Origin of the sequence: Streptomyces sp. NPDC048290 (assembly GCF_040652095.1) — a bacterium.
GTDB lineage: Bacteria > Actinomycetota > Actinomycetes > Streptomycetales > Streptomycetaceae > Streptomyces.
The window spans coordinates 366,969-389,390 of sequence record NZ_JBEZLM010000007.1; the positions used below are offsets into that span (position 1 = coordinate 366,969).

Below are 22,422 nucleotides of genomic sequence, written 5' to 3' on the forward strand. Positions count from 1 at the left end.
CCCTCCCGGGGGGGGCTAGCCGGGGCCGGGGCTGGCGGACGCGCCCGGGAGGCCCAGGAGCAGGATCCGGGTCAGCGAGCGGACCCAGCGTTCGTCCGCCGGTTCCGCGCTGACCAGGGCCCGGTGGACCACCGCGCCCGCCACCATGTCGAAGATCAGGTCGGCGGTGCGGGCCGCCTCCTCCGGGTCCTCCTCCGGGGTGAGTTCACCGCGCTCCTGGGCGCGCGCCCGGCCCTCCAGGACCAGCCGCTTCTGCCGGTCCACGATGGACGCCCGGATGCGCGCGCGCAGCGCCTCGTCCCGGGTTGCCTCCGCGACCACCGCCATCAGCCCGCTCTTGGCCTCCGGCCGGGACAGAATCGCCGCGAACTGGAGCACCACGCCCTCGATGTCGGCGGCCAGCGAACCCCGGTCCGGCAGCCGCAGTTCGTCGAAGAGTTCCGCGACCGCGTCCACCACCAGCTCGTTCTTGCCCGACCAGCGCCGGTAGAGGGTGGTCTTCGCGACGCCCGCGCGGGCCGCCACGTCCGACAGGGTCAGCCCCGACCAGCCGAGGTCCACCAGCGCCTCCCGCGTGGCGCTCAGGATCGCGGCGTCCGCCGCCGAACTGCGCGGGCGGCCACGGGCGGCGGGAGGGCGGCTCTGCATTCCCGCACCCTATCCGCCCGCTGTCCAGGGGGATTCGGCCCGCGACGGCCCCACCGCACGGGGTCCGTGAGGGAGGTCACCCCGAGGTCGCCCCCGCACGGTTCCGTTTCCGGTGCCGAAGCCATTACGCTACGGCTCGTAGCGAAAGCGCTGGTCCACTGCCGGTGCTGTGCCCCGCGAGCGGACGTACGCGGTGGGGCGAACTGAGCGATCGGCCGCGCGGCGTGGGTGGGGACCCGGTGCCGTACGGCATACCCGGTCCGGGCCGGACGGCACACCGGTCAGGGGCGGGATCCCACGGCGTTTTTCACACGGGCACGGGACGGGGGAGGATAGACGTATGCAGCCACGGAACATGTCCATGAGCGGCGTCGTCGACCTCGCCGCGGTGAAGGCGGCCCAGGAGGCCAAGGCGAAGGCGGAGCAGACGCGCGCCGAGACCGCCCGGCACGGTGGGGGCGGTGCCGTCTCCCCGGCCGATCTCGTCATCGACGTCGACGAGGCCGGCTTCGAGCGCGATGTCATCCAGCGCTCCGCCGAGGTACCCGTCGTCCTCGACTTCTGGGCGGAGTGGTGTGAGCCCTGCAAGCAGCTCAGCCCCGTCCTCGAACGGCTGGCCGTCGAGTACGACGGCCGCTTCCTGCTCGCCAAGATCGATGTCGACGCCAATGAACTGCTGATGCAGCAGTTCGGGATCCAGGGGATTCCCGCGGTGTTCGCCGTCGTCGCGGGGCAGGCGTTGCCGCTCTTCCAGGGGGCCGCCGCCGAGCCCCAGATCCGGGGGACCCTCGATCAGCTGGTGCAGGTCGCCGAGCAGCGGTTCGGGCTGACCGGCCTCACCGTCGACCCCGACGCCACACCCGGCGGCGCAGCCCCGCAGGCCGCCGCCGAGATCCCGGCCGGACCCCACGACGCCCTGCTCAACGCCGCCGCCGACGCGCTGGACGCCGGTGACCTCGCCGGTGCCGTCCAGGCGTACCGCGAGGTGCTGGCCGACGACCCCGGGCATCCGGAGGCGAAACTCGGGCTCTCCCAGGCCGAGTTGCTCCAGCGGGTGCAGGGGCTCGACCCGCAGCGGGTGCGCAAGGACGCCGCCGACCGCCCGGCCGACGTCCCGGCGCAGATCGCCGCCGCCGACCTCGATCTGGTCGGCGGACATGTGGAGGACGCCTTCGGACGGCTCATCGACACCGTGCGGCGCACGGCGGGCGACGACCGGGACGCCGTACGGCTGCGGCTGCTGGAGCTGTTCGAGGTCGTCGGGGGCGAGGATCCGCGGGTGGCCGCGGCCCGGCGTGCGCTGGCGCGCGCTCTGTTCTGAGGAGATCTCCGAACGGATCTCCGCACGGCTCCGCATGACTCTGAACGGGCTCTGAACGGGCTCTGAAACGGCTCTGGATTGTTCGCAGCAGAGGTGAACGGAGCGGAACGGAGCTGAGCGGACACCCGGTGCCCGTGGGGCGGGTACGGGAGTGACACCGGGTGTCACAGGGGACCTGAAGCGGCCGTGCTTTGCCAAAACTTGGCAATCACGGCCGCTGTTACTGCAAGTAAGTTGACCCCGCCGTTGTGTCGGATTGTGTCCAGCGTTCAGCGGATTGTCCTACCCATGGGTACCACCCAGCGTCGCCGATTCGAACCCCTGTGTCGTTGTGCGGTTATCCGCCCGTTACTAGCCAGTAACGAACCCCCTTGTGCGGGCGGCCAGAATGCACCACGATCGGCGACGCTCGGTCCATTCCCGTTCCCCGACAGCCGGTCGGGCCGCGGGACTTACTGGGTCCCCACCGAGCAGGGCGGGCGGCACCGCTGCCGGTCCTTGGACAGGGGGGTCTTCGCCGGACGGCGAAGCCTGTCCAGCAAGGTTGTGCGTGATGCGTGTCAGGCGCGACCAGTGGTTGTCGCTCGGGGGTGATCGCCGGCGATCGGGGCGCGGTTCGCGCCCCCGGGCGCGGGCGTTCTCCTTCCCGAGGACGTAGCACTTCTCCCATCCCTGCCGCGGCCGAGCCGCTCCCTGGCGGGCCGGGGTCAGGAGATGTACGTCCGAGAAGGAGGAAATATGGAGTCCCAGGTGCGTGGCGGGACCAGATGGAAGCGGTTCGCCGTCGTCATGGTGCCCAGCGTGGCCGCCACGGCCGCGATAGGTGTCGCCCTCGCTCAGGGTGCTCTCGCCGCGTCGTTCAGCGTGTCCGGCCAGTCGTTCAAGGTCACGACCAAGCAACTCGACGGTGTGGGCTTCTCCCAGTACGGGGCCCTCGACGAGGGGTACACGCTCAAGGGCGAGAAGACGGTCCACCCGGTCGCCGTCTCCGCGTTCAAGAGCGCGACCATCAAGAGCCTGTGCCAGTCGGTCGTCACCCCGAACATCCCGGTGCTCGGGAGCGTCAGCCTCATCCTGCGCGCCGGTGACGGTGCCACGCCGGTCGAGGCCGAGAACCTGTACATCGACGTCGCTCAGCTCGAAGCCGATGCCACGTTCACCAACATCGACATCGGTGTGGCCGCCAAGGACGCCACCAAGGGTCCCGGCATGAAGGGCGGGAAGGAGCAGTCCAACCCGTACGGGTTCGCCCAGCAGGCCGATCTGGTCACCCTGAAGGACGTGAAGCAGACGGCGTGGGCCACCACCGCCGGAACCTTCAAGCTCAGCGGGCTGAAGATGTCGCTGTCGACGGGTGTCAAGGAGTGCTACTAAGCACTCGCTGACGGGCGGGGGCGCCCCGGTGCCCCCGCCCGCTCACTCAGCGCCCCGCGCACGGGCGTTCCTTTCCTCGCGCTCATCCGCTGCGAAGGGCGCCCGCACCGAACGCGCGACCGCGCGCGGTACAACAACTCTCCACCACAGCAACGCCGTTCCAGGGAGACGTTTTCCATGAGCGCCGAGACCTCTGTCGTAGCCGGCCAGTTCACCCGCCGGAAGCGGCAGTTCCGTGCCTGGCGGAGCACCCGGCCGTTCTGGGCCGGTCTGTTCGTCATGCTCGGCGGACTCCCCATCGCCTACTTCCCGTACGCAAACCTCCAGATCGGTCATCTGACCCTGGCGATGGCCACCACCGCGGGCGCTGGATCGCTGATCATCGGCGTACTGCTGGTCGTCCTCGGCTTCAGCCTCTGGTTCCAGAAGCACGTCCGGACCTTCGCGGGGGTCGCGGCGATCCTGCTGGCCCTGGTGTCCATCCCGGTGTCCAACCTCGGCGGATTCCTGATCGGCTTCCTGCTCGCCCTGATCGGCGGCGCGATGGCGGTGGCCTGGGCCGAGGACAGCCCGCCCCGCGACAAGGCGGCGGCCCAGCCCGCGTCCGCCGCGGAGCCGGTCGCGCCCGGTGCGGACCCGGCGACGGCGGCCATGGACCCGTTCGTCAAGGACGCCGGAGTCCCGGGCCAGGCGGTGGGGGAGCGTGACGACCTGTCGGGAACGACCCCGGCCAACGAGGCGAACGGGAGGCACAGTGCCGGCTGACGAGGCGGCCCGCGGGACCCATGTCGAGGGGCCCCGGGTCAGAACCGGGCCGCGCCACGCGGCGCCCAGGAAGCCGCTGCTCACCAGAATCCAGCTGCCGGCCGGCAAGGCGATAGCCCTCGCGGCGATGCCCACCGCGGTCCTCATGGGGATGGGCTTCACCCCGAAGCTCGCGCTCGCCGAGGACCAGCCCGCCTCACGCAGCCTGGCGGCGGACGACCTGACGGCACAGGAGTACGAGGACTGCGTCACCGCTCTGGAGGACGCGGAGAAGGACGGGAAAGAGGAGAAGGAGGACGCCGGGGAGCCGTCGCCCTCCGCGACGGAGGAGACGGAGTCTCCGGAGCCGACGCCCACCGGGGACACCGAGCCCCAGTCCGGCGGCGGTGACGGTGACGCCGGGGAGCCCTCGAAGGACGCCTCCGCGCCGGATTCAGGTTCCGGCGACGAGACGGACGACGGGACGGACGACGAGGCGGACGAGGCCGAGGCGGGCGGGGGCGGGTCCACTCCGGCCCCGACGCCCTCGGGTTCCACCGGGGGCACGACCCCCGAGTCCCCCGCCCCGTCGCCCTCGCAGTCCGGCGGCGGACTGCTGGACAAGATCGGCGACGCCATCGAAGGGGTCGTGGACGGCATCACCGACGGTCTGACCGGCGGCGGCCAGGACGACACCGCGAGCCCGAGCCCGACGCCCTCGCCCTCCCAGGGCGGCACCACCACCGAGCCCGAGCCCGGCCCCGATCCCGTGGACCCGGCGCCCGACCCCGCGGACCCCACCGGGGAGCCCTCGGACGGGGCCACCGCCTCGCCGAGCCCGAGCCCCAGCACGTCCGCGACCGCGACCCCGACGCCGACCCCCACCCCGAGCGCGTCCGAGACCACGGACCTGGACGGCTGCCCGGTCGCCACCGACGACGAGGGCGGGGTCGACAACAAGGTCCCGGTGCCGGACGACCCCTGGTACCTGGGCGCCAGTTCGCTGCTGCTCAAGGGCGCCGACTACCAGGGCATCGTGGAGGTGAAGACGGCCAGCGGGGTCCGCAAGAAGGTCCTCAAGTACGTCGTCTCCAACGGCACGGACATCGGCGATCTGCACCAGACGGTGATCGACCCGCAGGCCGGTGCCACGTACCACGTGCAGGCGGCGGAGGGCTCGACGTCCACCATCCGCAAGGGCCAGACCGTGATGTACACGGAGAAGATCTCCGGCAAGCTGCTGGGGCTGGTCCCGGTGGAGTTCAGCCCGGAGCACCCGCCGCCGCTGAACATCCCGCTGATCTACTTCACCGATGTCACGGTGGTCCAGGCCGCCCAGTTCGGCGGGGAACTGCACATCCCGGGTATGCGGGTGTACACCACCGACTGACGCCCGCCCGTACGGCCGAGGGCGCCCCTGGTGACGTACCAGGGGCGCCCTCGTCGCTGTCCGCCGGACCGTGCCGGACGGTGCCGGGTCTCAGGTTCAGGTGTGGTCGCCCTCGCCCAGGTGGTGCACATGGACCATGTTGGTGGTGCCGGGGACACCGGGCGGGGAGCCCGCCGTGATGATCAGGATGTCGCCGGTCTCGAACCGCTTCAGCTTCACGACCTCCTGGTCGACCAGGTCGACCATCTCGTCGGTGCTGTTCACGAACGGCACCACATGCGGCTCCACGCCCCAGCTCAGGGTGAGCTGGTTGCGGGTGGACTCGTCCGTGGTGAACGCGATGATCTCCGGCTCCGCGCGGTAGCGGCTGAGCCGCCGGGCGGTGTCACCGGACTTGGTGAAGGCCACCAGGCCCTTGCCGCCGAGGAAGTCGGCGATCTCGCAGGCGGCGCGGGCCACCGAACCGCCCTGGGTGCGCGGCTTCTTGCCCGGCACCAGCGGCTGGAGCCCCTTGGAGAGCAGCTCCTCCTCGGCCGCCTGGACGATCTTCGACATCGTCTTGACGGTCTCGATCGGATACGCGCCCACGCTGGACTCGGCGGACAGCATCACCGCGTCGGCGCCGTCCAGGATCGCGTTGGCCACGTCGGACGCCTCGGCGCGGGTGGGCCGGGAGTTGGTGATCATCGACTCCATCATCTGGGTCGCCACGATCACCGGCTTGGCGTTGCGCCGGCACAGCTCGATCAGGCGCTTCTGCACCATGGGGACCTTTTCGAGCGGGTATTCGACGGCGAGATCGCCCCGGGCGACCATCACGGCGTCGAACGCCATCACGACGTCCTCCATGTTCTGCACCGCCTGCGGCTTCTCCACCTTGGCGATGACGGGGACGCGCCGGCCCTCCTCGTCCATCACCCGGTGCACGTCCGCCACGTCCTTGGCGTCCCGGACGAAGGACAGCGCGACCATGTCGCAGCCCATCCGCAGCGCGAACCGCAGATCGTCGATGTCCTTCTCGCTGAGCGCGGGGACGTTGACGGCGGCGCCGGGCAGGTTGATGCCCTTGTGGTCGGAGACGACCCCGCCCTCGATCACGATCGAGGTGACCCGGGGGCCCTCGACGTCCAGGACCTTCAGTTCGACATTGCCGTCGTTGATCAGGATCTGGTCGCCGCGGGCGACATCGCCGGGCAGACCCTTGTAGGTGGTGCCGCAGATCGTCTTGTCACCGGGGACGTCCTCGGTGGTGATGGTGAACTCGTCACCCCGCACCAGCTCCACCGGACCCTCGGCGAAGGTGGCGAGCCGGATCTTGGGGCCCTGGAGGTCGGCGAGCACACCGATGGCGCGGCCGGTCTCCTTGGCGGCGGCCCGGACCCGGTCGTAGCGGCCCTGGTGCTCGGCGTGGGTGCCGTGGCTGAAATTGAAGCGGGCCACGTTCATCCCGGCCTCGATCAGCGCGACCAGTTGTTCATGGGAGTCGACCGCGGGGCCGAGAGTACAGACGATTTTCGAACGGCGCATAGCGCGATCCTATCGGTTTGTTTCGCTGCGGAATATTCCGTCTGGTGGAAGTGCGTCTGGCGGAAGTGCGTCTGGCGAAGTGCGTCTGGTGGAAGTGCGTCTGAGGGAAGTGCAAGGGGCGATGCAAGGAACGTGCATATGGGCGGCCCGGTGCTCAGCCGAGTATTTCGCTACTTCTTTTCGGAATCCCCCGGTGCGACCAGCGCGTAGGTCTGTGTCGCGATCTCCAGCTCCTCGTCGGTCGGCACCACGGCCACCGCCACCCGCGCCGACGCGGGCGAGATCAGCCGCGGCCCGTTGGCCCGTACGGTGTTCAGCCCGGCGTCCACCGCGATGCCGAGACCGTCCAGGCCCGCCGTGGCCGCCGCCCGCACCGGCGCCGCGTTCTCCCCGACCCCGGCCGTGAACACCAGGGCGTCCACCCGGCCCAGCACCGCGTAATAGGCGCCGATGTACTTCTTCAATCGGTGAATGTAGATGTCGAAGGCGAGCTGCGCCCGTGTGTCGCCCTCGTCGACCCGGCGGCGGATCTCCCGCATGTCGTTGTCCCCGCACAAGCCGATCAGCCCGCTCCTCTTGTTGAGAAGAGTGTCGATCTCGTCGGCGGACATTTCCCCAACACGCATCAAATGGAAGATGACGGCCGGGTCCAGGTCGCCGGAGCGGGTCCCCATCACCAGCCCCTCCAGCGGGGTCAGCCCCATCGAGGTGTCCACGCACCGCCCGCCGCGCACCGCCGAGGCGGACGCCCCGTTGCCCAGATGCAGCACGATCACGTTCACCTCCTCCGGGGCCCGGCCCAGCAGCTCCGCCGTCGCCCGTGACACATAGGCGTGCGAGGTGCCGTGGAAGCCGTAGCGGCGGACCCGGTACGCGTCGGCGGTCTCCACGTCGATCGCGTAGCGGGCCGCCGACTCCGGCATGGTGGTGTGGAACGCGGTGTCGAACACGGCGACCTGCGGCAGGTCCGGACGCAGCGCCATGGCCGTGCGGATACCGGTGAGATTGGCCGGGTTGTGCAGCGGGGCCACCGGGATCAGCCGTTCGATCTCGGCGAGCACCGCCGCGTCGATCACCGTCGGCTCGGTGAACGTCTTTCCGCCGTGCACCACCCGGTGCCCGATCGCGGCCAGCTCCGGCGAGTCCAGCCCGAGACCGTCCCGCTCCAGTTCGGCGGCGACCGCCTTCAGTGCCGCGTCGTGGTCGGCGATGGGGGCGGTCAGCTCCCGGCTCGGCGCGCCCGCCGGGGTGTGCTTCAGCCGGGAGACCCGCTCACCGATCCGCTCCACCAGGCCCTGCGCGAGCCGTGAGCTGTCCCGCGCGTCGAGGAGCTGGTACTTCAGCGACGACGAGCCGGAGTTGAGGACGAGGACACGGGTCGCGGTCACAGCCGGGAAACCTTCTGGTCGGAGGAGCCCCGGACGTCGGATTCGGGGGACTGGGGGGTCTGTGCCTGGATCGCCGTGATGGCGACGGTGTTCACGATGTCCTGCACCAGCGCGCCCCGGGACAGGTCGTTGACCGGCTTGCGCAGCCCCTGGAGGACCGGGCCGACCGCGATCGCCCCGGCCGAGCGCTGCACGGCCTTGTAGGTGTTGTTGCCGGTGTTCAGGTCGGGGAAGATCAGCACGCTCGCCTGTCCGGCCACCTCGGAGCCGGGCAGCTTGGTCGCGGCGACCGTCGGCTCCACCGCCGCGTCGTACTGGATCGGGCCCTCCACGCTCAGGTCCGGGCGCCGCTCGCGGACCAGCGCGGTCGCCTCCCGCACCTTGTCGACGTCGGCGCCCGACCCGGACGTACCGGTCGAGTACGAGAGCATCGCGATCCGGGGTGTCACCCCGAACCGGGCGGCCGTCGCCGCCGACTGGATGGCGATGTCGGCGAGCTGCTCGGCGTCCGGGTCCGGGTTGACCGCGCAGTCCCCGTACACCAGCACCTTGTCGGCCAGGCACATGAAGAAGACGGAGGAGACGATGGACGCCTGCGGGGTGGTCTTGATGATCTCGAAGGCGGGCCGGATGGTGGCCGCCGTGGAGTGCACCGAGCCGGAGACCATCCCGTCGGCGAAGCCCTCCTCGACCATCAGGGTGCCGAAGTAGTTCACATCGGAGACGACGTCGTAGGCCAGCTCCACGTTCATCCCGCGGTGGGCGCGCAGGCCCGCGTACCGCTCGGCGAAGGCGTCGCGCAGCGCGCTGGTGGCCGGGTCGATCAGCCGGGCGTCACCGAGGTCGATCCCTAGGTCGGCGGCGCGCTTGCGGATCTGGTCGACCGGACCGAGCAGGGTCAGATCGCACACCCCGCGGCGCAGCAGCACCTCCGCCGCGTGCAGCACCCGCGGTTCGGTGCCCTCGGGCAGCACCACCCGGCGCCGGTCCGAGCGGGCCTGCTCCAGCAGCTGGTGCTCGAACATCATCGGGGTCACCCGGCCGCTGCTCGGGGCGCTGACCCGGTCCAGCAGATCCGCGGTGTCGACATACCGCTCGAAAAGACCGAGCGCGGTCTCCGCCTTGCGCGGGGTCGCCGCGTTCAGCTTGCCCTCCAGGGCGAAGAGATGCTCGGCGGTGGGGAAGCTGGTGCCCGGCACGGAGAGCACCGGAGTGCCGGGGGCGAGCCGGGCGGCCAGGGTGAGGATCTCCTCGCGGGGCACCTCGTCCAGGGTGAGCAGCACGCCCGCTATCGGCGGGGTCCCGGCGCTGTGCGCGGCCAGCGCCCCGATCACCAGGTCGGCCCGGTCGCCGGGGGTGACCACCAGGGAGCCCGGGGTGAGGGCGGCCAGGAAGTTCGGCAGCATGGCCCCGCCGAACACGAAGTTCAGGGCGTCCCGGGCCAGCCCCGAGTGGTCGCCCAGCAGCACCCGGGCGCCCAGCGCGTGGGCGATCTGGGAGACGGTGGGCGCGGCGAGCGCGGGCTCGTCGGGCAGCACATGGCAGGGCACCGGGAGCCGGCCGGTGAGCCGCTCGGCGATCTCGTCGCGGTCCTCGCGGGCCACCCGGTTGGTGACCATGGCCAGTACGTCGCAGCCCAGGCCGTCATAGGCGCGGTAGGCGTTGCGGGTCTCGGCGAGCACCGACTCGGTGCTCTGGCCGCGTCCGCCGACCACCGGGATCACCGACGCGCCGAACTCGTTGGCGAGCCGGGCGTTGAGGGACAGCTCGTCCGGGAGCTGGGTGGCCGCGTAGTCGGAGCCGAGGACGAGGACGACGTCGTAGTCCCGGGCGACCAGGTGGAAGCGGTCGACCAGGGCCGACACCAGTTCGTCGGTGCCGCGCTCGGCCTGGAGGGCGGACGCCTCGTGGTAGTCGAGGCCGTAGACCGTGGCCGGGTCCTGGGCCAGCCGGTAGCGGGCGCGCAGCAGCTCGAAGAGCCGGTCGGGGCCGTCGTGCACCAGCGGACGGAACACCCCCACCCGGTCGACCTGCCGGGTCAGCAGCTCCATGACCCCCAGCTCGACGACCTGGCGGCCGTCGCCGCGGTCGATTCCGGTCACGTACACGCTGCGCGTCACGTGCGCTGTTCCTCTCTGTCGGCCGACCGGGGCGGGGCCTGGGCGGGTGCGGTCTCGGCGGGTCTGGGCCGGTACTGATTCACTCATCAGGGTGAAGCGGGCACTCTTGACAATACTGTCGCAGATGGATAAGGCGCCCGCTTGCGGCGCTGTTCACCGGGTGCCCGGGTGACGTGAAACAATCGAAGGCGGCTCACCGGCATCCACGCGAGCAGGAGACACAGCACGATGCGTATCGGAGTTCTCACCGCAGGTGGCGACTGCCCCGGCCTGAACGCAGTGATCCGGTCGGTCGTGCACCGGGCCGTCACCCAGTACGACGACGAGGTGATCGGCTTCGAGGACGGGTACGCCGGACTGCTGGACGGCCGCTACCGGGCGCTTGACCTCAACGCGGTCAGCGGCATCCTGGCCCGCGGCGGCACCATCCTCGGCTCCTCCCGGCTGGAGCGCGACCGGCTCCGCGAAGCCTGTGAGAACGCCTCCGACATGATCCGTGACTTCGGGATCGACGCCCTCATCCCGATCGGCGGCGAGGGCACGCTCACCGCCGCCCGGATGCTCTCCGACGCGGGACTGCCGGTCGTCGGCGTCCCCAAGACCATCGACAACGACATCTCCTCCACCGACCGCACCTTCGGCTTCGACACCGCCGTCGGGGTCGCCACCGAGGCCATGGACCGGCTCAAGACCACCGCCGAGTCCCACCAGCGGGTGATGGTCGTCGAGGTCATGGGACGGCACGCCGGATGGATCGCCCTGGAGTCCGGGATGGCCGCCGGTGCCCACGGCATCTGTCTGCCCGAGCGGCCCTTCCACCCCGCCGACCTGGTCACGATGGTCGAGGAGCGGTTCTCGCGCGGCAAGAAGTTCGCCGTCGTCTGTGTCGCCGAGGGCGCCCACCCCGTCGAGGGCTCCATGGACTACGGCAAGGGCGAGATCGACCAGTTCGGCCATGAGCGGTTCCAGGGCATCGGCACCGCCCTCGCCTTCGAGCTGGAGCGCCGCCTCGGCAAGGAGGCCAAGCCGGTCATCCTCGGCCATGTCCAGCGCGGCGGCACCCCCACCCCCTACGACCGGGTCCTCGCCACGCGGTTCGGGTGGCACGCCGTGGAGGCCGCCCACCGCGGCGAGTTCGGCCGGATGACCGCGCTGCGCGGCACGGACGTCGTGATGGTCCCGCTGGCGGAGGCCGTCACCGAGCTGAAGACGGTCCCCAAGGACCGGATGGACGAGGCGGAGTCGGTCTTCTAGCGCCCTCCCGCCGGCCCCCTCCCTGTCGGAAAGGTCCCTGCCGTGTACCGCGTCGGAGATGTCCTCGACACCCTTGTGCGTGACCGCCTGCGGGCGGCCACCTTCTGGCATCTGGCCACCGTCGGCCCCGACGGGGCGCCCCAGGTCTCCCCGATGTGGGCGGACCTGGAGGGCGACCTCGTCATGGTCAACACCTCGGTCGGCCGGGTGAAGGAGGAGAACCTGCGGCGCGACCCGCGGGTCTCGCTCTCCCATATCGACCCCGCGAACCCCTACGACCGGATCGAGATCCGCGGCCGGGTGAGCGCGTTCGTCGAGGGCGAGCGCGCCGAGCGGGCCATGGACCGGCTGACCCGCAAGTACCTCGGCGAGGACCGCTATCCCTGGCTGCTGCCGGGCGAGCGGCGGCTGATGCTGCTGATCGAGCCGGTACGGGTGCGGCATGTGGTGGGCGTGGAGCCGTTCCGGCCGGGCGTACTGCCGGACGGCCCCGCCGCGTAGTCGGTGGACCCGGTCAGCCCTTCACCGCGCCGCCCAGCGCGAACCCGCCGCCCAGTCGCCGGGCCACCAGCACATACAGCAGGATCACCGGCGTCGAGTAGATGATCGAGAACGCGGCGAGCTGCCCGTACGCCACCATCCCCCGGTTGCCGAAGAACTCGTTGATGCTGACCGCGGCGGGCATCTGGTCCGGGGTGAGCAGCAGCATGAAGGGGACGAAGAAGTTGCCCCACATCATCACGAAGGCGAACACGGTCACCACCGCCACGCCCGGCCCCATCAGCGGCAGCACGATCCGCACCAGCGACTGGAGCGAGGACGCCCCGTCCGTCCAGGCCGCCTCCTCCAGTTCCTTCGGCACCCCGTCCATGAAGTTCTTCATCAGCCAGATCGCGAACGGCAGCTGGGACGCGGCGAAGAAGAACACCGTGCCCTGCATCGTGTCGATCAGATCGACCTGCACGAACAGTGCGTAGACCGGCACCATGATCGCGGTGATCGGCAGACTCGTCGCGAACAGGATGGTCAGCAGGAACGGCCGGTTGAGCCGGGAGCGGAACCGGGACAGCGGGTAGGCGGCCAGCGCCGCGCAGACCACCGTCAGCAGGGTCGCGCCACCGCACAGGATCAGACTGTTCAGCAGCGGCCGGAAGGTGACGTCCTCGGTCAGTACGGCGTCGAAGTGCGCGGACGTCAGCCCGTCCGGGATCTTCACCCGCAGATCGGCGCCCGGGTCCACCGCCGACAGCAGCACCCACGCCAGCGGCAGCACGAACGCCGCCGCCACCACCAGCAGCCCCGTGTCGGCGGCCAGCCGCCGGGACGTGTGCCGTCGTGCCATGCCCCTCACACCTCCGTCCGCAGCAGCCGCATGTACACCACCGAGAAGAGCGAGCCCACCACCAGCAGCAGCAGCGCCACCGCCGTGCCGTAGCCGATCATGCTGTTCTGGAACGCCTGCTCGTACATGAACAGCGGGAGCGTCTGGCTCTTGTCGCCCGGACCGCCGCGGGTCATCACCCAGATCAGTCCGAACACGGAGAGCGTCTGGAGGGTGTTGAGCATCAGATTGGTGCCGATGGAGCGGCGGATCATCGGCAGGGTGATGTGCCACATCCGGCGCCAGCCGCCCGCGCCGTCCATCTCGGCGGCCTCGGTGATCTCCCGGGGGATCTCGTTCAGCGCCGCAGAGTAGACCAGCATCGAGAACGCCGTGCCGCGCCACACATTGGCGAACGACACGGCGAGGATCGGCAGCGTGAACAGCCAGTTCTGCGACGGGAGATGCAGGAGGTCGAGGATCGCGTTGAGGGTGCCCTCGCGGCGGAAGAACGCGTACAGCAGGAAACCGGCGACCACCTCCGGCACCACCCACGCCGTGATCACGATCGCCCCGGTGAGCGTACGGACCGGCTTCGACGCCCGCTGCATCAGCGCGGCGAGCGCCAGCCCCAGGGTGTTCTGCCCGATCAGCGACGACAGCACGGTGAAGACGAGGGTCAGCCATACGGCGTTGAGGAACGCCTCGTCGGTGAACGCCGTACGGAAGTTCTCGAACCCGACGAACGACGACTCGGCCTGTCCGGTGAGCTGGAGGTCGGTGAAGGCGAGGTAGCCGCAGTAGGCGATCGGCCCGGCGAGGAAGAGGACCAGCAGGACCAGGGCGGGGGAGAGGGGCAGGAACCGGGAGACGGTACGGGCGGCGCGGTGGGGCGCGGCGGGTCCTGGGGGCGGTACCGGGGTCTTGAGGGGCGGGCCGTCCAGGGTGGACGACCCGTCCACGGGCGTGCTCGTCACGTCACTTCTCGATCACTTGGTTGTCGGTGACGTCCTTGAGGGTGTCGTCGTAGCCGCTCGCCGCCTCGTCCACGGAGAGATCGCTGGTGGTCACGCCCTCCATCGCCTCCTGGATCGCCACGGACACCTTCGGGTAGGCGGGGTAGGCGGGGCGGTAGTGGGTGGCGGAGACCAGATCGGTGAAGAATTCGATGCCGGGCTGGGCGGCGGTGTACGCGGGGTCGGCGGCGACGTCCTCGCGGACCGCGATCCCGGAGTTGGCGATGTACCACTTCTGGGCGTTCGCCTTGGTCTGCATGGTGGTGATGAAGTCGAAGGCGAGGTCCTTGTTGGCCGCCTTGTCGGGGATGGACCAGGTCCAGCCGCCGGACATGCTCACCTTGCCGGGCGCCTGGCCGTGCTGGGTGGGCATCGCGGCGAGCCCCAGTTTGTCCGACCACTCGGGCCACTCGTGTCCGCTGCCCGGCAGCCAGTCCTGGGGCAGCCACGAGCCGTCCAGGTCGATGCCGAGTCTGCCCTCGGGCAGCAGTTCACCGCGGACCCGGGTACCGAAGTTGGGGTCGAGGGCGTCGGCCACGTCCGGTCCGAGCTTCTCCTGGTACACGGTCTCGACGAAGGCCAGCGCGTCCTTGAAGCCCTGGCTTCCGGCGATCCACTTCTTGCCGTCCTTGTCGTACAGGGGGTCCTCGCCCGGCTCGCCCGTGCCGTACAGCAGCATCTCGAAGCCCTGCATGCTGGCGGCCTCGCCCATGGGTTTGCCGGTGTAGACGTTCAGGGGGGTGACGCCGGGCACCTTCTCCTTGATCGTGCGGGCCGCGGCCAGCACGTCGTCCCAGGTCTTCGGCTGCCACTCGGCCGGGAGCCCCGCCTTGGCGAAGATCGCCTTGTCGTACCAGAGCCCTCGGGTGTCGGTGCCGTCCGGGACGCCGTACGTCTTGCCGTCCTCCCCGCGCGCCGCCGCCTTCGCGGTGTCGATGAACTGGTCCCAGTCCGCCCACTTCTCCAGATAGGGATCGAGCGGGGTGAGATAGCCGCTGGTGATGTCAGAGTTGATGAGGAAGGTGTCCTCATAGACCAGATCCGGGGCGGTCTTCGGGGAGCGGAGCATCTGCTGGAGCTTGGTGTAGTACTCCGAGTCCGCGGCCTTGATCGGCACGAACTCGACCTTCTTCCCGGGATTCGCCTTCTCGAACTGCGTCTTGATGTCCGCGAGGTAGGTGTCCATCACCTTCACGGAGTTGTCGGTGGACTGCTTGAAGGAGACCTTCAGCGTGTCGGGATCACTGCCGGACCCGCCTCCGCACGCGGAGAGCGAGGCGGCGGTGAGCGTCAGAACGGCGGCGAACAGTACGGCGGTGGGGCGCACGGACATGACCTCCAGCGGGCGCACGGTGGGGGTGGGGGTGGCCGGAAGACAACTGCCCGGCGAACGTAAGAGGGCGGGTCTCGTCCGGTCAATGAGTGTGCGTCGACTGATGGATACCCAGGGGGCGGGGGGTACGCGCGGGGCGGCTCCGCCGGGGGCGGGAGGGGGGACGGGGAGGGTGCGGTCTGCCCCGCCGGCCGAGTGGATCGGCGGGCGGGGCAGAGCGCGGGGAACATCCCCGCGTGCGCGGGGCTCAGGCTTCTTGAGCTGGTTGTTTGTTTGTGTCAGGTCAAGGGCGGGGGTAGCGGGGTCGAGTGGAGGAGGCCCAGGCGTTGGGTCGCTCGGGTCAGGGCGACGTACAGGTCGCTTGTCTCGTACGTGGAGGGTTCGATCACCAGGACCGCGTCGAATTCCAGGCCCTTGGAGTCCCGGGGGTCCAGGAGGACGATCCGGTGGGTCAGGTCCGGGGGGTCGGTCGGGTGGGTGTCGGGAAGGTGGGGGGCCAGGCGGCGGTGGAGGGCGCGGGGGGCGATCACCGCCAGGCGGCCTTCGGACGGGGTCAGTTCGGTGAGGGCCTCGGGGAGGGCCGATGGGATGTCGGGGACCTCGCGGATCCAGGGGCGTACGCCCGTCGAGCGGACCGAGCGCGGGGGTTCGAAGGTCGGGTTCTCGGCGCGGACGACCCTCGCCGCCAGGTCCATGATCTCGGCCGGGGTGCGGTAGTTGACGCCCAGGCGGGTGTGGGTCCAGCGGTCGCCTACGTACGGGGTGAGGATGTCCGACCAGGAGCCGACGCCCGCGGGGTCGGCGGTCTGGGCCGGGTCGCCGACCAGGGTCATGGAGCGGGTGGGGCTGCGGCGCATCAACAGGCGCCAGGCCATCGGGGAGAGTTCCTGCGCCTCGTCCACGATGATGTGGCCGAACGCCCAGGTCCGGTCCGCCGCGGCGCGCTCGGCGGCGCTGCGGTGGTCGGCCTCCTCATGGCGTTCGGCGAAGCGTTCGGCGTCGATGATGTCGTGCGCCGAGAGGACCTCGGAGGACTCCGGGTCGCTGTCCTCCTTGTCCTCGAACTCATAGGTACGGGACGCGAAGGACACGTCCAGCACGCCCTGCGCGTACGAGATCTGCCGCTCGCGTTCGCGGTCCGCGCGGGCCCGGGTGACGCGGTCGTCCTCGCCGAGGAGTTCCGCGGCCTCGTCGAGGAGGGGAACGTCGGACGTCGTCCAGGCGCGGGTGACCGGGCGGCGGATCGCGGCGGCGTCGGCCTCCGGGACGTACCCCTCGGGCGCGGCGAGGAGGTCGGCGACCAGGCGGCGCGCGGTGAGCCGGGGCCAGAGCTGGTCGATGGCGGACCAGACCTCGGGGTTCTCGGCGATCTCGTCGCGGATCTGGGTGAGGTCGCTGTCGTCCAGCAGGCTGGAGCCGTCGTAGGGGTCGGTGCCGACCCGCTCGGCGTACAGCTCGGTGAGGGTGTTGAGGATCTGGCCCTCGAAGATCTCGCGGGCGGCGTTGTGCGGCAGCTTGGCGGCGCGGGTGCGCTCGCGGGCGACCGTGACCAGCCCGTCGTCCAGCATCAGGATCTCGCGGTCGTGCTCGATCGCGATGACCGGGTCGGGCAGCGCCTGCCGGTCGCGTACGGCCTCGGCGAGGACGTCCGCCATCGCCGCCCGGCCCTTCACGGCCGCCGCCTCGGGGGAGTCGGTGGCCGTCGCCCGCACGCCGGGGAAGAGTTCGCCGACCGTGGCCAGCAGGACCCCGGTCTCACCGAGGGAGGGCAGTACCTCGCCGATGTAGCCGAGGAAGGCGGGGTTGGGGCCGACGATCAGGACCGCGCGCTTGGCGAGCAGTTCGCGGTGTTCGTAGAGGAGGTAGGCCGCCCGGTGCAGGGCCACCGCGGTCTTGCCGGTGCCGGGGCCGCCCTCCACGACCAGGACCCCGCGGTGCGGGGCGCGGATGATCTCGTCCTGCTCCGCCTGGATGGTCTGCACGATGTCCGCCATCCGGCCGGTGCGGGCCGAGTTGAGCGCGGCGAGGAGGACGGCGTCGCCGGACGGGTCCTCGTGGCCGGTGCGCTCCCGGTCGCCCAGGTCGAGGATCTCGTCGTGCAGCGCGGTGACCCGGTGGCCGTCGGTGGCGATATGGCGGCGTCGGCGCAGACCCATGGGGGTGTGGCCGGTGGCCAGGTAGAAGGGGCGGGCGACCCCGGCCCGCCAGTCGATGAGCAGGGGGGTGCGCTCGCTGTCGTCGGCGCGCAGCCCGATCCGGCCGATGTGGTGGGTGGCGCCGCTGGTGAGGTCGATCCGGCCGAAGCACAGGGAGCCGTCGACCGCGTCGAGCGCGGCGAGCAGGCCCGAGCGTTCGGCGACCGCGATGTCCCGCTCCAGCCGGGCCTGCATGGGCGTGGAGCCCTGGGCGAGTGCCTCGGTCACGGAGTCCTCGGTGGCCCCGCGCAGCACATCGACCCGGGCGTACAGGCCGTCGATGAATTCCTGCTCGCGCCGCATTTCGAGGTCCGGCTCGTCTGGAAATCCGCTGTTTGACAATTCGACTCCCGCCCGGATATACTGTGTTCAGTGACTTCCTCGCGACTTCTTTCAAATTGAAGTCGCGAACTCTTGAATATACGCAGAGAAATCCCCCGAGCGCAATTGCTCGGGGGATTTCTTCGTTCCCGGCCGGTCTCCGTCCCGTTCCGGGCTCAGAGGTGGTCGGAGAGTTCCTCCAGCAGGCGCCGCTTGGGGCGGCTGCCCACCATCGACCGCACCGGCTCACCGTCACGGAACACGATGAACGTCGGCATGGACAGCACCTGATACCGCCGGGTGGTCTCAGGATTGTGGTCCACATCCAGCTGGACCACCTTCAGCCGGTCGCCCTCCTCGGCCGCCAGCGCGCTCAGCACCGGCGCCATCTGGCGGCACGGCGGGCACCAGTCGGCGGTGAATTCCACCAGTACCGGCAATTCCGCCCCGAGCACCTCCCGTGTGAAGTCCGCGTCGGTCACCTCGGCGACGCCCGCCGCTCCGCTCATATCCGGCCTCCCAGTTCGCACCCCGGCTCCGGACCTCCCGGAACCGCCGCCTCGGCCGCCAGCGCCGCCCGCTCCCGCTCCGCCCGCGCCATCCGCTCCCCGACCTGCGCCCGGACCGCCGTCAACTCGTCGATCAGTCCGTCCAGTTCGGCCAGTTTGCGCCGGTAGACCAGCAGGGACGCCGGGCACAGGTCGCCCTCGGGATGCCCGGCCCGCAGACACTCCACGAACGGCCGGGTCTCCTCCAGCCCGAACCCGACGTCCTGGAGCGTGCGGATCTGCCGCAGCAGCCGCAGATCACGCTCGTCGTAGACGCGGTGCCCCTGGGTGTCCCGCCGGGCGGGCAGCAGCCCCCGTGCCTCGTAGTACCTGAGCGTCCGGGTGGTGGTCCCGGCCCGCTCCGCCAGCTCGCCGATGCGCATACGTCGAACGTACGGCTTGACGTCGGCGTCAACGCAAGCGCCGCCGTCCCGGACGGGAACGGCGGCGCACGGTGGGGGGAGCGGGGGGACACCCGGGGACCCCGGGCGGGCTGAGTGACGGGGGGAGAACTCAGCTGCCCGGGGTCCCGGGGGACGGGTGTCCGGACCCGGTTCAGGCGGGAGCGGGCACCCGGGGGGGAAGCGGGTCGGGCCACGAGCCCGCTTCCCTCGTCGGTGGGGTTGGAAAGGTGAGGTCGGGTCGGGTCAGGTCTTGGCGAGTGTCTTGCCGCCGGTCGGCTGCTCGGGGACGACCTCGGCCGGGTCACCGGCGGCATCGGAGCCGCCGCCGTGGGCGTCGTCCAGCAGGGTCTTCTCGTCGAAGGGCAGCTGACCGGCGAGCACCTGGTCCACCCGCTGGCGGTCGATCTCCTTGGTCCAGGTGCCGATCAGCACCGTGGCCACCGCGTTCCCGGCGAAGTTGGTCAGCGCGCGGGCCTCGCTCATGAAGCGGTCGATGCCCACGATCAGACCGACACCGTCCACCAGGGCCGGCTTGTGCGACTGGAGGCCACCGGCCAGCGTCGCCAGACCCGCACCCGTGACACCCGCGGCGCCCTTCGAGGCGACCAGCAGGAACAGCAGCAGCGAGATCTGCTCGCCGACCGACATCGGCGTGCCCATGGCGTCGGCGATGAACAGGGACGCCATGGTCATGTAGATCATGGTGCCGTCGAGGTTGAAGGAGTAGCCGGTCGGGACGGTGATGCCGACCACCGGCTTGCTGACGCCCAGGTGCTCCATCTTCGCGATGAGCCGCGGCAGCGCCGACTCCGACGACGAGGTGGACAGGATCAGCAGGAACTCCCGGCCCAGGTACTTGAACAGGGAGAAGATGTTCAGCCCGGAGACGATCCGCAGCAGCGCGCCCAGCACGATGAAGACGAACAGGAAACAGGTCGCGTAGAAGCCGAGCATCAGCACGGCCAGGCTCTTGAGCGCGTCCACGCCCGCCGAGCCGGTGACCGCGGCGATCGCGCCGAACGCGCCGATCGGGGCCGCCCACATGATCATCGCGAGGATGCGGAAGACCAGCCGCTGGATGTGCTCGATCCCGCGCAGGATGGGCTGTCCGGCGTTGCCCATCGCCTGGAGCGCGAACCCGGCGAGCAGCGCGATCAGCAGCGTCTGGAGGACCTCGCCCTGAGTGAAGGCGGAGACGATGGTGGTCGGGATGATCCCGAGCAGGAACTCCGTGGTGTCTTTCGCCTCGACGTCGACCTGCGCCTGTCCGGTCTCCCGGATGGCGTCGGTGACCGCGAGGCCGGTGCCCGGCTCCACGATGTTGCCGACGACCAGACCGATGGCCAGCGCCACCAGCGACATGATCACGAAGTAGACCAGGGCGATCCCGCCGACCGCGCCGACCTTGGCGGCCTTGCGGACCGAACCGATGCCCAGCACGATCGTGCAGAAGATGATCGGCGAGATCATCATCTTGATCAGATTGACGAAGCCCGTTCCGATCGGCTTCAGCTCGACCGCGAAGTCGGGTGCGATCAGACCCACGGCGATGCCGAGAGCGACCGCAATGATCACCGCGATGTAGAGATAGTGGGTGCGGTCCCGCTTGGCGGGGGGTGCGGCGGATGCGGCAGGTGCCGGTTCCGGGGTGCGGCTGCTCACGCGGCGGCCCTCCTTGACGTCGTCGTCGGCATCACCCGTGTGCGGCTCACGACCGGGCGTTTTGAGGATTGCGGTGACTATCTCCCGCCGTGTGAGGCCGGTCACCCTTGCGTTCATTTAGTTCACACGGGGGAGGCACACTGGCGTCATGCGCATCCGTTTTCCTCGGCCCCGCAGCCTGGCCGGGCAGCTCTTCGCCATGCAGGCGGTGCTGATAGCCGTGCTCGTGGCCGGATACGCGCTGTTCACCTACGTCAGCGACCGCAGCCAGGCCGAGGACGCGGCCGGGCGGCAGGCGATGGCGGTGGCCATGGCGGTGGCCGACGCGCCCTCGGTGAGCGCGGCGATCCACACCACCGACCCCACGGCCCAGCTCCAGCCGTACGCGGTCCGGGTCATGCGGGACACCGGGATCGACTTCGTCACGATCATGAATCCACAGGGCATCCGCTGGACCCACCCGGACACCGGGCAGATCGGCAAGCCGTTCCTCGGCCATATCGACGCCGCCGTGCAGGGCGAGTCCTTCACCGAGACCTACACCGGCACTCTCGGCCCCTCCGTCCGCGCGGTCACCCCGATCTCCGACAACGGGAGAGTGATCGGGCTGGTCAGCGCCGGTATCCGGGTCGACGCGATCAGTCAGCGGGTGCAGGAGCAGGTCACGGCGCTGGTCGGGGTGGCGGCGGGCGCGCTCGCCATAGGCGCGGTCGGCACCTATGTCGTCAACGCCCGGTTGCGCCGCCATACCCATGGCATGAACGCGACCGAGCTGAGCCATATGCACGACTACCACCAGGCGGCGCTGCACGCGGTGCGGGAAGGGCTGCTGATGCTGGACGGGCAGTACCGGGTCGCGCTGATCAACGACGGCGGGCGCGAGCTGCTCGGGGTCAGCGGCGAGGTCGTCGGCCGCTCGGTCGCCGACCTCGGGCTGCCCGCCCCGCTGACCGGGGCGCTGCTGTCCGCCGCGCCCCGGGTCGACGAGGTGCACCTCACCGCCGACCGGGTGCTCGTGATCAACACCTCCCCGGTCTCCGGCGGTGAGCGGCGCGGCTCGGTGGTGACCCTGCGGGACGTCACCGAACTCCAGTCCCTGATGGGCGAACTCGACTCCGAACGCGGCTTCACCCAGGCGCTGCGCTCCCAGGCGCACGAGGCCGCGAACCGGCTGCACACCGTCGTCTCGCTGATCGAACTGGGCCGCGCCGACGAGGCCGTCGCCTTCGCCACCGCCGAACTGGAACTCGCCCAGGCCCTCACCGACCAGGTGGTCGCCGCGGTCAGCGAACCGGTCCTCGCCGCGCTGCTGCTGGGCAAGACCGCGCAGGCCAACGAGCGCGGTGTGGAGCTTGAGGTGTCCCAGGAGAGCGGCGGCCTGGACGACGGACTGCTGCCGCGGGCCTTGCCCGCCCGTGATCTGGTGACCATCCTGGGCAATCTGATCGACAACGCCGTGGACGCGGCGCAGGGCAGTGTGGGGGCGCGGGTCACGGTCGCCGTGTTCACGGAGACCGAGCCGGAGCCGGGGCCGGGTGCGGGTGTGGGTACGAGTGCGGGTGGGCGTGCGGGTGCGGGTGCCGGCTCCGGGGCGGAGTTGGTGCTGCGGGTCGCCGACTCCGGTGCCGGGGTGGACCCCGCCCACGCCGATCTGGTGTTCCAGCGCGGCTACTCCACCAAACCGGCCGGTCCCGGCGGGCGGGGCCTCGGCCTCGCGCTGGTCCGGCAGGCGGCGCACCGGCACGAAGGGACCCTGACCGTGACCCAGGCACCGGACGGCGGGGCGCTGTTCGAGGTGCGGCTGCCGCTGCGGTCCGCGGCACGGCACACAGCGACGGGAGGACGGGCATGACCGG

General features: G+C 70.6%; 18 protein-coding genes. 7 read left to right on the top strand and 11 right to left on the bottom strand.

Annotation, left to right across the window (positions count from 1 at the left end; translation table 11 throughout):
* Positions 1-15: 15 nt before the first annotated feature.
* Positions 16-648: a TetR/AcrR family transcriptional regulator gene (locus AB0D49_RS15250; protein ID WP_362756800.1), complete on the bottom strand. Its 633-nt coding sequence runs from the start codon at positions 646-648 to the stop codon at positions 16-18.
* A 340-nt stretch (positions 649-988) separates the two neighbouring features.
* Between AB0D49_RS15250 and AB0D49_RS15255 the strand changes: the two genes are divergently transcribed.
* The 4 genes from AB0D49_RS15255 to AB0D49_RS15270 all read left to right on the top strand — a co-directional run bounded on the left by AB0D49_RS15255 (position 989) and on the right by AB0D49_RS15270 (position 5,477).
* Positions 989-1,969, top strand: coding sequence for a tetratricopeptide repeat protein (locus AB0D49_RS15255; protein WP_362756803.1), 981 nt, complete (start codon positions 989-991; stop codon positions 1,967-1,969).
* 738 nt (positions 1,970-2,707) lie between these two features.
* Entirely contained in the window at positions 2,708-3,343 is a 636-nt protein-coding gene (locus AB0D49_RS15260; RefSeq protein WP_362756806.1) for a DUF6230 family protein, read from the top strand.
* Between the two features lie 177 nt (positions 3,344-3,520).
* The gene (locus AB0D49_RS15265; protein WP_362756809.1) at positions 3,521-4,108 is read left to right on the top strand and encodes a DUF6114 domain-containing protein; all 588 of its coding nucleotides are present in this window, start codon (positions 3,521-3,523) and stop codon (positions 4,106-4,108) included.
* On the top strand, positions 4,098-5,477 hold the full coding sequence (locus AB0D49_RS15270) for a hypothetical protein (RefSeq protein WP_362756812.1): 1,380 nt from the start codon (positions 4,098-4,100) through the stop codon (positions 5,475-5,477). The genes AB0D49_RS15265 and AB0D49_RS15270 overlap by 11 nt, the downstream gene beginning before the upstream one ends.
* A 96-nt stretch (positions 5,478-5,573) precedes the next feature.
* Here AB0D49_RS15270 and pyk read toward each other — a convergent pair whose 3' ends face one another.
* From pyk to pta, 3 genes are all read right to left on the bottom strand, one after another.
* Positions 5,574-7,004 (bottom strand): pyruvate kinase, encoded by a 1,431-nt coding sequence (gene pyk, locus AB0D49_RS15275; RefSeq protein WP_362756815.1) that lies wholly within the window; start codon positions 7,002-7,004, stop codon positions 5,574-5,576.
* A 170-nt stretch (positions 7,005-7,174) separates the two neighbouring features.
* Positions 7,175-8,392 (bottom strand): acetate kinase, encoded by a 1,218-nt coding sequence (locus tag AB0D49_RS15280; protein ID WP_362756818.1) that lies wholly within the window; start codon positions 8,390-8,392, stop codon positions 7,175-7,177.
* Complete coding sequence (gene pta / locus AB0D49_RS15285) at positions 8,389-10,512, bottom strand: phosphate acetyltransferase (protein ID WP_362756820.1); 2,124 nt, start codon at positions 10,510-10,512, stop codon at positions 8,389-8,391. The genes AB0D49_RS15280 and pta overlap by 4 nt, the downstream gene beginning before the upstream one ends.
* A 228-nt stretch (positions 10,513-10,740) precedes the next feature.
* On the opposite strand from pta, the gene AB0D49_RS15290 reads away from it, so the two are divergent.
* Both AB0D49_RS15290 and AB0D49_RS15295 read left to right on the top strand, forming a co-directional pair.
* A complete protein-coding gene (locus tag AB0D49_RS15290) occupies positions 10,741-11,766 on the top strand; it encodes an ATP-dependent 6-phosphofructokinase (protein WP_362756823.1) in 1,026 nt (341 codons plus the stop codon).
* Positions 11,767-11,808: 42 nt separating this feature from the next.
* A complete protein-coding gene (locus AB0D49_RS15295; protein ID WP_362756826.1) occupies positions 11,809-12,267 on the top strand; it encodes a PPOX class F420-dependent oxidoreductase in 459 nt (152 codons plus the stop codon).
* Positions 12,268-12,280: 13 nt separating this feature from the next.
* Here AB0D49_RS15295 and AB0D49_RS15300 read toward each other — a convergent pair whose 3' ends face one another.
* From AB0D49_RS15300 to AB0D49_RS15330, 7 genes are all read right to left on the bottom strand, one after another.
* Positions 12,281-13,108, bottom strand: coding sequence for a carbohydrate ABC transporter permease (locus AB0D49_RS15300; protein ID WP_362756829.1), 828 nt, complete (start codon positions 13,106-13,108; stop codon positions 12,281-12,283).
* A gap of 5 nt (positions 13,109-13,113) precedes the next feature.
* On the bottom strand, positions 13,114-13,947 hold the full coding sequence (locus AB0D49_RS15305) for a sugar ABC transporter permease (protein WP_362756935.1): 834 nt from the start codon (positions 13,945-13,947) through the stop codon (positions 13,114-13,116).
* Between the two features lie 118 nt (positions 13,948-14,065).
* A complete protein-coding gene (locus AB0D49_RS15310) occupies positions 14,066-15,436 on the bottom strand; it encodes an extracellular solute-binding protein (protein ID WP_362756832.1) in 1,371 nt (456 codons plus the stop codon).
* Positions 15,437-15,714: 278 nt separating this feature from the next.
* Positions 15,715-17,934, bottom strand: a complete 2,220-nt coding sequence (locus tag AB0D49_RS15315; protein ID WP_362756835.1) for a UvrD-helicase domain-containing protein — start codon at positions 17,932-17,934, stop codon at positions 15,715-15,717.
* A gap of 194 nt (positions 17,935-18,128) precedes the next feature.
* Complete coding sequence (locus AB0D49_RS15320; RefSeq protein WP_362756838.1) at positions 18,129-18,461, bottom strand: thioredoxin domain-containing protein; 333 nt, start codon at positions 18,459-18,461, stop codon at positions 18,129-18,131.
* Positions 18,458-18,883, bottom strand: a complete 426-nt coding sequence (locus AB0D49_RS15325) for a MerR family transcriptional regulator (protein ID WP_362756841.1) — start codon at positions 18,881-18,883, stop codon at positions 18,458-18,460. The genes AB0D49_RS15320 and AB0D49_RS15325 overlap by 4 nt, the downstream gene beginning before the upstream one ends.
* Positions 18,884-19,147: 264 nt before the next feature.
* The gene (locus AB0D49_RS15330; protein WP_362756844.1) at positions 19,148-20,566 is read right to left on the bottom strand and encodes a cation:dicarboxylase symporter family transporter; all 1,419 of its coding nucleotides are present in this window, start codon (positions 20,564-20,566) and stop codon (positions 19,148-19,150) included.
* 148 nt (positions 20,567-20,714) lie between these two features.
* Here AB0D49_RS15330 and AB0D49_RS15335 point away from each other — a divergent pair, with 148 nt between their 5' ends.
* Positions 20,715-22,418, top strand: a complete 1,704-nt coding sequence (locus AB0D49_RS15335) for a sensor histidine kinase (protein ID WP_362756848.1) — start codon at positions 20,715-20,717, stop codon at positions 22,416-22,418.
* Positions 22,419-22,422 lie beyond the last annotated feature (4 nt).

Coding starts and splice junctions, on each gene's coding strand:
- AB0D49_RS15250 (WP_362756800.1), bottom strand. CDS start 648: ATGCAGAGCCGCCCTCCCGCCGCCCGTGGCCGCCCGCGCAGTTCGGCG.
- AB0D49_RS15255 (WP_362756803.1), top strand. CDS start 989: ATGCAGCCACGGAACATGTCCATGAGCGGCGTCGTCGACCTCGCCGCG.
- AB0D49_RS15260 (WP_362756806.1), top strand. CDS start 2,708: ATGGAGTCCCAGGTGCGTGGCGGGACCAGATGGAAGCGGTTCGCCGTC.
- AB0D49_RS15265 (WP_362756809.1), top strand. CDS start 3,521: ATGAGCGCCGAGACCTCTGTCGTAGCCGGCCAGTTCACCCGCCGGAAG.
- pyk (WP_362756815.1), bottom strand. CDS start 7,004: ATGCGCCGTTCGAAAATCGTCTGTACTCTCGGCCCCGCGGTCGACTCC.
- AB0D49_RS15290 (WP_362756823.1), top strand. CDS start 10,741: ATGCGTATCGGAGTTCTCACCGCAGGTGGCGACTGCCCCGGCCTGAAC.
- AB0D49_RS15300 (WP_362756829.1), bottom strand. CDS start 13,108: ATGGCACGACGGCACACGTCCCGGCGGCTGGCCGCCGACACGGGGCTG.
- AB0D49_RS15310 (WP_362756832.1), bottom strand. CDS start 15,436: ATGTCCGTGCGCCCCACCGCCGTACTGTTCGCCGCCGTTCTGACGCTC.
- AB0D49_RS15315 (WP_362756835.1), bottom strand. CDS start 17,934: ATGCGGCGCGAGCAGGAATTCATCGACGGCCTGTACGCCCGGGTCGAT.
- AB0D49_RS15320 (WP_362756838.1), bottom strand. CDS start 18,461: ATGAGCGGAGCGGCGGGCGTCGCCGAGGTGACCGACGCGGACTTCACA.
- AB0D49_RS15325 (WP_362756841.1), bottom strand. CDS start 18,883: ATGCGCATCGGCGAGCTGGCGGAGCGGGCCGGGACCACCACCCGGACG.
- AB0D49_RS15335 (WP_362756848.1), top strand. CDS start 20,715: ATGCGCATCCGTTTTCCTCGGCCCCGCAGCCTGGCCGGGCAGCTCTTC.